At 71.8% G+C, this 10,367-nt stretch carries 5 protein-coding genes; all 5 read right to left on the reverse strand.

Annotation, left to right across the window (positions count from 1 at the left end; genetic code table 11):
* Nucleotides 1-472 precede the first annotated feature (472 nt).
* The 5 genes from mutS to QZT59_RS18200 all read right to left on the reverse strand — a co-directional run bounded on the left by mutS (nt 473) and on the right by QZT59_RS18200 (nt 10,209).
* A complete protein-coding gene (gene mutS, locus QZT59_RS18180) occupies nt 473-3,337 on the reverse strand; it encodes a DNA mismatch repair protein MutS (RefSeq protein ID WP_290819296.1) in 2,865 nt (954 codons plus the stop codon).
* A gap of 243 nt (nt 3,338-3,580) precedes the next feature.
* Entirely contained in the window at nt 3,581-3,997 is a 417-nt protein-coding gene (locus QZT59_RS18185) for a universal stress protein (RefSeq protein ID WP_290819297.1), read from the reverse strand.
* Between the two features lie 67 nt (nt 3,998-4,064).
* Nucleotides 4,065-4,592: a Holliday junction resolvase Hjc gene (gene hjc / locus QZT59_RS18190; protein WP_290819298.1), complete on the reverse strand. Its 528-nt coding sequence runs from the start codon at nt 4,590-4,592 to the stop codon at nt 4,065-4,067.
* Between the two features lie 225 nt (nt 4,593-4,817).
* The gene (locus QZT59_RS18195) at nt 4,818-5,639 is read right to left on the reverse strand and encodes a CPBP family intramembrane glutamic endopeptidase (RefSeq protein WP_290819299.1); all 822 of its coding nucleotides are present in this window, start codon (nt 5,637-5,639) and stop codon (nt 4,818-4,820) included.
* Between the two features lie 253 nt (nt 5,640-5,892).
* Nucleotides 5,893-10,209, reverse strand: coding sequence for a PAS domain S-box protein (locus tag QZT59_RS18200; RefSeq protein ID WP_290819300.1), 4,317 nt, complete (start codon nt 10,207-10,209; stop codon nt 5,893-5,895).
* Nucleotides 10,210-10,367 lie beyond the last annotated feature (158 nt).

Consider the following 10,367-nt stretch of genomic DNA (forward strand, 5'->3'; position numbering starts at 1 on the left):
CGACGAGGGCGCCCGCGGACCACGCGACCGGGGCGGTCGAGACGGCGGGCGCGAGGGCGACGAGGCCGACCGCCGAGCCGACCGCGGCGAGCCCTACCGTCGCCCGGGGGTCCTCGAGGCGTTCCCAGCGCGAGCGGCGGGCGGGCATGCGTCCGACGTCCACGCCCCCGCCGTTCGGTCTTTCGGTGATCGGGGGTCGTTCCGGTCCGCAGCCGTCGTCGCGGAGCCGTCGTTCGTGCGAATTCGGAGCGCGAAAACGTTCGAAAACGCACATTCTCGCGTACCGACGGGCGAGCGGGCGACCGTCCCGTCGCGGCGGCGACGCTCGCGGGGAAGCTGCGGTACCGTCACCGCGGGCGTGCGAGCCGTTCGAAGACGGCGACGCGCAATCGAAGACGGCGACGCGTAATCGAAGACGGCGACGCGTAATCGAAGACGGCGACGCGCAAGCGCCCGTCGACCCGCTCCGGCGCTAGGACCGCTCGCGCCCCTCGCCTTCGACCAGCTCCTGCAACGCGGCGAGCTCGTTCAGCGCTTCGACGGGCGTCGTGGTCCCCAGATCCAGGTTCTCGAGGCGCTCGACCAGCGTCGCCAGGTCGCCGACGCCGTCGGCGGCGCGGGGGTTCCCCGCGATCTCGGTTCGCGCGCCTTCGGCGGTAGCGCCGTCGGTACTCGGTTCGTCGCCGGGGACGGTATCGACGGATTCCTCGTCCGCCAGCAGCTCCCGAGTGCGCTCGACCACGGTGTCGGGCACGCCGGCCTCGGCGGCCACGTCGACCCCGTAGGAGGCCGTCGCCGCGCCCTCGGCGATCTCGTGGTCGAAGCGCACTTCGCCGTCGACCTGGCGAGCGGAGAAGTGCAGGTTCCTCGCCCGCGGGAGGGCGTCGGCGACGGCGGTCAGGTCGTGGTGGTGGGTCGCGAACAGCGTCGTCGCGCCGACCTCGTCGTGGACGTGTTCGATCACGGCGCGGGCGATCGCCTCCCCGTCGGCCGTCGAGGTGCCCCGCCCCACCTCGTCGAGCAGCACCAGCGAGTCCTCGGTGGCGCCGGCGAGGATGTCGGCGACCTCGGTCATCTCGACCATGAACGTCGAGCGGCCCCCCGCGATGTCGTCGCTGGAGCCGACGCGGGTGAAGACGCGGTCGACGATCGGCAGGCGCGCCGACGCGGCGGGGACGAACGAGCCCGCCTGCGCGAGCACCGTCAGCAGCGCGATCTGGCGGACGTACGTCGACTTGCCGCTCATGTTCGGCCCCGTGATGACCGCGACCTCGCCGCGGTCGAGGTCGGCGTCGTTGGGGACGAACGACTCCCGCGTGCGCTCGACGACGGGGTGGCGCCCGCCCGCGATCTCGACGCGATCCGCGCCGACCTCGGGTCGGACGTAGCCGTACCGAGCGGCGACCTCGGCGAGGGCGACGAGCGCGTCGAGCCGAGCGAGCGCGCCCGCGAGCGCCTGCACGCGTTCGGTCTCCGCGGCGACGGCGTCGCGCACGTCGACGAACAGCTCGTACTCCAGGTCGTCGGCGCGGCCTTCGGCCCGGTGGATCTCCTCCTCGCGCTCCTTGAGTTCGGGCGTGTAGAACCGCTCGGCGTTCTTCAGGGTCTGTCGGCGGTGGTACGCCTCGGGGACGGCCTCGAGGTTCGGGTCGGTCACCTCGATGTAGTAGCCGTGGACGGCGTTGTGGCCGACCTTCAGCGAGTCGATGCCGGTTCGATCGCGCTCGCGGGCCTCGAGCTCGTCGATCCACGCCTTCCCCGCGCGCTCGGTCGCGCGCAGCTCGTCGAGCTCGTCGCTGTAACCCTCGCGGATGACGCCGCCCTCGGTGAGTTCGACGGGCGGGTCCGCGGCGATCGCCGCGCCGATCTCCTCGCGGACGTCCGCGAGCGGGTCCAGCTCGTCGCGCAGCTCCCGGAGGGGCGGCGACTCGACGTCGCCCAGGGCCTCGCGGACGTCCGGCACGACCGCGAGGGTGGCCCGCAGCGCCCGCAGGTCGCGGGCGTTCGCCCGGCCGCGCGAGACGCGGGAGACGAGCCGTTCGAGGTCGTAGACCCCGGCGAGCAGCTCGGCCAGCCGTTCGCGGGCGGCGACGTCGCCTTTCAGCTCGCCGACCGCCTCGTGGCGCGCGCCGATGCGGTCCTCGTCGAGCAGCGGTCGGCGCAGCCAGTCGGTCAGCTCCCGGCGGCCGAGCGCGGAGGCGGTCTCGTCGACCACGTCGACGAGCGCGCCACCCTCGACGCCGCGGACCGACCGTCGCTCGAACAGTTCGAGACTCCGCAGGGCGACGGCGTCGAGCAGCAGGTACTCGCGCGGGTCGTACCGGGTGACGTGGGTGATGTACTCGAGGCGACCCCGCTCGCCGTCCCCGGCGGGAGCGTCCTCTTCCGCCGGCGCGTCGTCGTCCGCCAGTGCGTCGTCGTCCGCCAGCGCGTCCTCTTCCGCCGGCGCGTCCTCTTCCGCCGGCGCGTGCTCTTCCGCCGGCGCGTCGTCGTCCGCCCCGGGTTCGGTCCTCGGGTCGTAGCCGCCGCGGGCGTACTCGGCGTAGGCGAGGAGCGCGCCGCAGGCGCGGATCTCGGCTTCGCCCGCCAGCAGGCCGTCCGGGTCGCCGAAGTAGTTGGCCACCTTCTCGGCCGCCCGCTCGCGCTCGAAGGCGGCGGGGTCGGAGGACGTCACCGCGCAGTCGGGCCCGAAGGCGCCCCGGAGGGATTCGGGGACGTCGGGACCGACCACGGCCTCGGCCGGGGCGAACCGGCTCGCCTCGTCGCGGACGCCCGCGCGGTCGGGGAGGCTCGTCGCGTAGCAGTCGCCGGTCGAGACGTCGAGCAGCGCGAGCCCGTACGCGCCGTCGGATCCCCGATCCGACGAGGATCGGCTCGCGACGCTCGCCTCGCCGCCGCCATCGCGGGCGAGCGCGGCCACGAAGGTGTGGTCGGCGCCGTCGAGGAGCTCGTCCTCGGTGAGCGTTCCGGGGGTGAGCACTCGGGTGACTCGCCGGTCGGCGACGCCCGAGACCTGGGTGGGGTCCTCGACCTGCTCGGCGACGGCGACGCGGTAGCCCGCCTCCAGCAGCGTCTCGACGTAGCGCTCGGCGTTGTCGACGGGAATGCCGGTCATCGCGTACTCGCCGGAGTTGTCCTCCCGGCTCGTCAGGGTGACCTCGCAGGTCCTGGAGAGGACTTCCGCCGCCTCGCAGAACGCCTTGTAGAAGTCCCCCACGTGGAAGAGCACGAGGCAGTCGTCGTAGCGTCGGCAGGCCTCGACGTACTGGCGCATCATCGGCGTGAGCGCCGCCTCGTTCTCGACCATCGCCTCGGGTGGGCCCAGCGCCGCGTCCATGAGCGAAATCGGGATTTCGGCGGGCAAATATGTGGCGGGTTGCGAGGCGCCGCAGGCGCCTCGGTGTTGCGAACGGGGAGCGGTGCGAGGATCGAGCGAAGCGAGATCCTCGGTGTTGCGAACGGGGAGCGAAGCGACCCGCGAGCAGGGAGCCACGAGCCGCGAGGTGCGAACGATGCGAGACTTCGGAAGTGTGAACGGCGAACGGAGCGGGCGGCTCGGAGATGCGAAGGCGGGGCGCCCTCAGCGGACCACGGTAACCGGAACCGCCGCCCGCCGGACCACCGTCTCGGCGACGCTGCCGAGCAGCACCCTGGCGACGCCCTCCCGGCCGTGGTTCCCGACCACGACGTGGTCGACGTCGTGCTCGTCGGCGAATCGGACGATCTCGCGGGCGGGCATCCCGACGGCGGTCTCCACGCGGAGGTCGAGATCCGCCGGGTCGAGGACGTCATCGACGTCCGTCGAGAGCTCCGTCCTCGCCTCGTCGCGCAGCTCCTTGAGCTTCTCTCGGGCGAGCTCGAACCCCGCTTCCGTGGCGCCGTCGGCCGCCTCGATCACCCGGAGCAGGACGAACTCCTCGTCGGGAAACTCGCGGACCGCGTGGCGGAGCGCCTTCTGGGACGGTTCGGAGCCGTCGAACGCGACGAGGACGGTCATGGGCGAGGCTTGGACGGCCAGCGGCGAATATGGTTCGGTCCGCCGGGCGAGCGCCGGTCCGGTCCGACTACTCCAGCAGCTCCGCCGCCTCCTCGACGTCCATCACGCCCTGCTCGACGGCGTTGAGGACGCGGACGATCTCGGGATCGGGGCCGGGGTCGCTCCCGCCGTCGGCGCCCACCTGGTCGAGGGTCACCTTCTCGCTCTCGCCGACGAACTCGGCGAAGTCGGTGCCGTCGGCGATGGCGGTCTCCTTCTTGACGCGGTAGTTGCCGCCGTCGGTGTGGTGGAGGTCGCCGGGGTGAAAGAAGTACCAGTCCTCGCGGTCGAACCGGACGCCGATGCGGGGTTTGGCGCCGAAGTTGCGCGCGAAGTAGATCAGCGCCTCGACCTCCTCGCCGGAGAGGTAGATGGGCTTGTCGGCGCTCGACTTGGCCTCGATCGCGTAGAACCGGTCGCCGTCGCCGGCCAGCACGTCGGGAAGCTCGCGCTCGGTCGCCGAGCCGCTGGCGGGCGCGCGCATCACCGCGAACCCGGCCTCGTCGAGGCGATTGACGAGCTCGCGCTCGCGCCGATCGCCCTTCGCCTGGGACATGGGACTACCTCGCCGCCGGGTCCTCATAAACGGGTCGACACCGGCGGGCGGCGTCGGGGCCGGTCGTCGGCGCCGTCGACCGCCGTCCGTCGGGACCGCGCGGACGGGAACGACGCTCCTCGCGAGGGCGTGGACTCGGTCGGAACGCGAGGGCGGCTATCGATGCGAAAGCGCCGACTCGATCAGAACGCGAGGTCGGCCATCGTCGCGAAAGCGCCGACTCGATCAGAACGCGAGGCCGGCCATCGTCGCGAGGGCGTCGGCGGGCGTCTCCACCTCGTCGATCACGCCCGTCATCGAGAGGTACAGCAGCACCCAGATGAACGAGTTGTAGACGGCGTGGGCGAGCGTGGGGACGACGAGGTTGTCCGTCACCGCGTAGACGTAGCCGAAGATGACGCCGCCGCCGAAGACGATGGTCAGCGGGACGGCGACCGCGAGCGCCGAGTCCGCGAACACCGCGAAGACGGGCGCGTGAACGATCGCGAAGATCGCGCTCGCCACGATCACGGCGATCGGTCGGTCGAACGCGTCGTACAGGCGCTTCTGGATCACGTTCCGGAAGAGGAACTCCTCGGCGGGCGCGTTGAACAGGAAGGCGATCGCGATCAGGATCGGGATCATGCGCACGTCGTCGCCGACGAACTGGACGACCCCGGAGTCGGCGGCCGGCAGGTTGCCCAGCGCGATCGCGGCGACGGCCGCGACGTAGAGGAGGAGGGAGGCGACGATCCCGAGGCCCGCGAACAGCCAGTCGCGTCTCGTCGGGATCCGGAGGTCGACGTACTCCCAGCCGCGGTCGGTGTAGGACAGGTAGATGGCCCCCGCGGCCGCCATTCCCACGAAATTCAGGACGAAGAACGCCGTCCGGAATCCGATCGTCGCCTCGGCCGGCTCGTCGAACAGCGCCGGTTCGAGCGCCACCACGGGCAGCGTCGTCAGCTCGGCGACGAGGATCCCGAAGAGGGTGAGTCCGAACGCGACGAGCACCGCGCGGAGGGGCCTGCCGTCTCGCGTCCCGGACGAGACGGTCTGCTGGTCGCTCATACCGGATCGTTTTCCGGCCTGGCTCTTGGGCGTTCCTTTCTGCGCCGACGGTGCCGGTGCTCGATCGGTCGGGCGGGCGGCCGATGTCGACCGTCCCCCTCGACTCGACTGCGCGCCTCGCGCATTCGAGCGGCCGGTGGCGGACTGTCTCTCGACCCGACTGCGCGCCTCGCGCATTCGAGCGGCCGGTGTCGACCGTCCCTCTCGACCCGACTGCGCGCCTCGGTCGGGTCGCCCCGCTCGACCCCGTCTCTCACCGCGCTTCCCGCTCGCCCGGGAGGTCGTGTTCGAACAGCTGGGCGAGTATCCGGCCCTGGCCGAGCCTGACGTGGCGGTTCACCGTCGGCTGGCTGACGTCGAGCGTCTCGGCGATCTCCTGGCCGGTGGACGCTCTGGGCCACTCGAAGAAGCCGGCGAAGTAGGCGGTCCGGAGCACCTCCAGCTGTCGTGGGGTGAGCGCCTCGAGGAGCGAGTCGACCAGCGCCGGGCTGGTTCCGCCCTCCCGCTCGACGTCGCGGCGTCCGCGGAGGTCGACGCGCTCGTAGTTGGCTCGCAACATCTCGACGAACCCGCGGACGTCGGTCGTCGGAGGGACGTCGACGACCACCTCGGTCTCGTCACCGTCGGCGACCATCGACCTGGGCGTGGCGCCGTGACGGACGAGTCGACCGGCGATCGTCTCGCCGGTGACGGTCACCTCGAACCGGCACGCGTCGTCGGTCCGGCTCACCAGCCGGTACCCTTCGACGCCGACCAGCTCGTCGAGCGCCGCGGTCACGGCCGCCGCGTCGGCGCCATCGGTCGAGAGGTACACGAGCGTGTCGTCCGCGGAGGTCGGTCCCAGTCCCTCGTACTCGACGCGGCACTCGCCGGCCCGGGCGAGCCGGGTCAGCACCTCCTCGTCGTCCGCGACGTGGAGGGTGAGCTCGGTCTGGGTCTCGGCGTACAGCGCCGCCCGCGTCCGGACGGCGTTGACGGCGTTGGCGATGCTCTCGCCGAGCTCGGCGAAGACGGTCCGTTCGAGTTCGGCGAATCCCTCCGGATCGTCCGCGTACACCGCGAGCACGCCGTAGGTGTAGCCTTCGTACGCGAGCGGGACGGCGACCACCGACTGGAAGCCCCGACCGAGGGCCTCCTTTCGCCAGGGCTCCTCGGTCAACCGGTCGACGACGTTCGGGACGACGATCGGTTCGCCTCGGCTCGCCGCGATCGCGGCCGGCTCGGCCGACCCCGCCGGATCGAGGGGGACGGCGTCGAGGTACGCGCCGTCGTCGCCCGCCCAGGCGCGCGGGTCCAGCTCGTCCCCGGCGACGTCGCTGGCGCCGATCCAGGCGAACGAGATGCCGTCGGCCTCGACGAGCTGCTCGGGCACCGTCCGCTCGATCGCCTCCCGGGTTTCGGCGCGGACGAGCGACCGGTCGATCGACCGGATGATCTCGGTGATCCGGATCTGGCGCTCGAGCCGTCGGTTTCGCTCCTCGAGCGCCGCGTCGCGCTCGCGCAGGCTCGCCTCGCTCTCGAGGCGGTCGAAGGCGGCCTCCGCCGTCGCCGCGAGCGTCCCGACCAGCCGCCGCCGCGTCTCCTCGATCGCCGTCTCCGTCGTCACGACGACGAACACGCCGTGGTCGCCGATCGGGACCAGGAGCGCCTGGTCGACCGCGTCGCCGAGGACGGTCGATCGACCGATCGCCGTCGGGTCGTCGACGGCGGTGCGGGCTCCCGTGGCGAACGCGTTCCAGAGCATCGAATCGGCGCCGACCCCGACCGACGCCGTCGACCCGCAGACGTCGACGAATCCGGGCGTGAACGCGACCGGGTCGAGTTCGTTGGTCCCGTCGTCGAGGACGTAGAGGCTGACGCCGGCGACGTCCAGGACCTCCTCGGCCGTCTCGACCACGCGTTCGGCGACCGACGCGACCGAGTCGGCGTTGAGCAGTTCGAGCGCCGTCTCGTGGAGCGATTCGAGCGCCAGCTCGCGCTCCTTGCGGTCGGTGACGTCCTGGACCGCGCCGCGGTAGGCCACGAGGTCGCCGCCGTCCCGGATGGGTTCCCCCATCGCCCGGACCCAGCGGTGCTCGCCGGCCTCGTCGACGAGCCGTCCCTCGAGGTCGTAGCTCGTCTCCCGGTCGAGCGACCGTTCGAGGACCCGGCGGATCCGTCGTCGGTCGTCCGGGTGGTAACACCGGAGGATCGTCTCCAGATCGAGGTCCGCGTCGGGGGGCAGGTCGTGCAACCGGTAGCACTCCTCGGTCCAGGTGATCTCCCGCTCGTCGGTTCGCAGCTCGAGCTCCCAGCCGCCGATCTCGGCCATCCGCTGGACCCGCTGGAGCAGATCCCGGGTGCGCTCGAGCGCCCGCTCGCGCTCCTTGCGGTCGGTGATGTCGTGGACGACGCCGGCGGTGCCGGCGAACTCGCCGTCCTCGGCGGGTAACAGCGCGAGGTTGGTCTCGGTTTCGATGACCCCGCCGTCGGGCGTCAGGAGGTCCATCTCGAACGTCCGGTACGGCTCGTCGGAGCCCCGGAGCTCCCGGATCAGCTCCAGCGCCGTCTCGAGGCTCTCCTCCGACATCACCGTCGAGACGTGCTCGCCGAGCAGATCGTCGGGATTCCAGCCCGCGACCGTCTCCACGGCGTCGTTGACGAACCGGAAGGTTCCGTCGGCGTCCAGGGCGTAGACCGGTTCCCCGACCGCCTGCATGATCGTCCCCGCGCGTTCGAGCTCTCGTTCGCGCTCTTTGCGGTCGGTGATATCCTGGAACGAGCCGCGGACGGCGACGACGTCGCCGCCCTCGACGACCGCCTCCCCGATCGTTCGCACCCACCGCCGATCGCCGTCGGCCGGTTGCAGCCGGAGTTCGAGGTCGTAGCTCTCGCCGCCTTCGATCGCGCGCTCGATCGCGTCCCGGATCGTCGGCCGGTCCTCGGGGTGGTAGAAGTCGATCGCCTCCTCGAGATCGACGTCCGCGCCGGGCGCGAGTCCGTGGATCCTGGCGACCTCGTCGCTCAACCACGGCTCCGGCGCCTCCCCGGAGCGGTCGATCTCCCACGGTCCGACGTTCGCGAGCCGCTGGGACTGCTCGAGCATGTCCGTGGTTCGCTCGAGTTCGCGCTGGCTCTCGACCTGCTCGGTGACGTCGATCATCACCCCCTCGAGCGCCTCGAGCGCGCCGTCGTCGTCGAACACGCCCCGGCCCTGCTCGCCGATCCAGCGCCGCTCGCCGTCGGCCGTCTCGATCGGGTAGGTGACCTGGAACGGTTCGCGATCGTCCACCGCCGACTGGACCCGCTCCCAGAGCGCGTCGTCGTCGCCGCGGAGGACGTCCTCGCTCCAGCTGACGTCGCCGCCCTCCTCGAGCCGTTCGGGTTCGTAGCCCGTGAGCTCGCGACAGCCCTCGCTGAGGAACTCGAGCGGCCAGTCCGGCTCGTTCCGACCCCGGTAGACCATCCCCGGGACGTTGTCCATCAGCGTCGAGAGCTGGCGCTCGCGCTCCCGGAGCGTCCGCTCGCGTTCGCGCCGCTCGGTGACGTCCTGCATCGAACCGCGGATCCCGACGATCTCGCCGCCTTTCTCGACGGGTTCGCCGATGGTTCGCATCCAGCGCGTCGACCCGTCCGGGCGCCGGAACCGGGCGAGGACGTCGTAGGACTCGCCCCCGTCGAGCGCCCGCTCGATCTCCGCCTCGATCCGCGGTCGATCGTCGGGGTGGTAGGCCTCGACGAGCGCCCCGACGTCGAGCTCGTCGCCGGGGTCGAGTCCGACCTGCCGGTACAGCTCGTCGGTGGCGGTGAGTTCCGGCTCCTCGCCGTCGACGTCGAGTTCCCAGCCGCTGACGCCGGCGATTCGCTGGGCCTGCTCGAGCAGCTCGGTCGTCCGCTCCGCCTCGCGCTCGTAGCGCTCGCGCTCGGAGACGTCTCGGCCGATCCCCGTGAGCACCGGCTCGCCGTCGGGATCGTCCACCCTGCTGGCGACGAACTCGTACGGAACGAACTCGCCGGATTTGGTCCGGTAGGCCGCCTCGACCCGACCGCTTCCCGTCCGGAAGGCCGCGTCGATGGTCTCCGCCACCGCGTCGCGATCGGCCGCGCGGAACGACTCCAGCGCGTGCATCTCGGCGAGCTCGTCGTCGTCGTAGCCGGTCACCTCCTTCAGGCCCTCGTTCCAGCGACGGTGGTACCCCTCGCGGTCGAGGACGTAGAAGACGTCGTCGACGGCGTCGAACAGGTCGTCCGTGTACTCGCTCTGCTCGCGACGCTCGCGCTCGCGCGTCCGCAGATCCTCGGCGAGTCGGTCGACGGACTCGGCGAGGCGGCCGAGCTCGTCGTCCCTGTCGGCCGGCACCTCGACGTCGTACTCTCCGGCGGCCAGGCGGTCGACCGCGTCGGTCACGCGTTCCATGGCGGGCCTGGCCTCGTCCCGGACGGCCATTCCGACGAGCGCGAGCAGCAGGGGCGCCTCGACCGGTCCCGGCGCGTCGGCGACCGCGAGGGCGAGGAGGAGCGCGCCGATCGCCAGCGCCGCGCCGGCCCACCCGAGCGCACCCGTCCGACGGTGGAGCGAGGAATCGTACATGACGTTCGTACCTGGTACTTCGCGTGTGCCGAAGTGTACCACGGTTCGCTCCGTCCACGACCCGTCCAAAACCAACACGTATCGCGTCCGGATCGCCGACGTCCGCCATCGGTGCCAGCTGGTACGACCGCGACCGGCGCCGGCTCGTACGACCGCGA

Source organism: Halovivax sp. (genome assembly GCA_007119345.1).
In the GTDB taxonomy this organism is placed as follows: Archaea; Halobacteriota; Halobacteria; order Halobacteriales; family Natrialbaceae; genus Halovivax.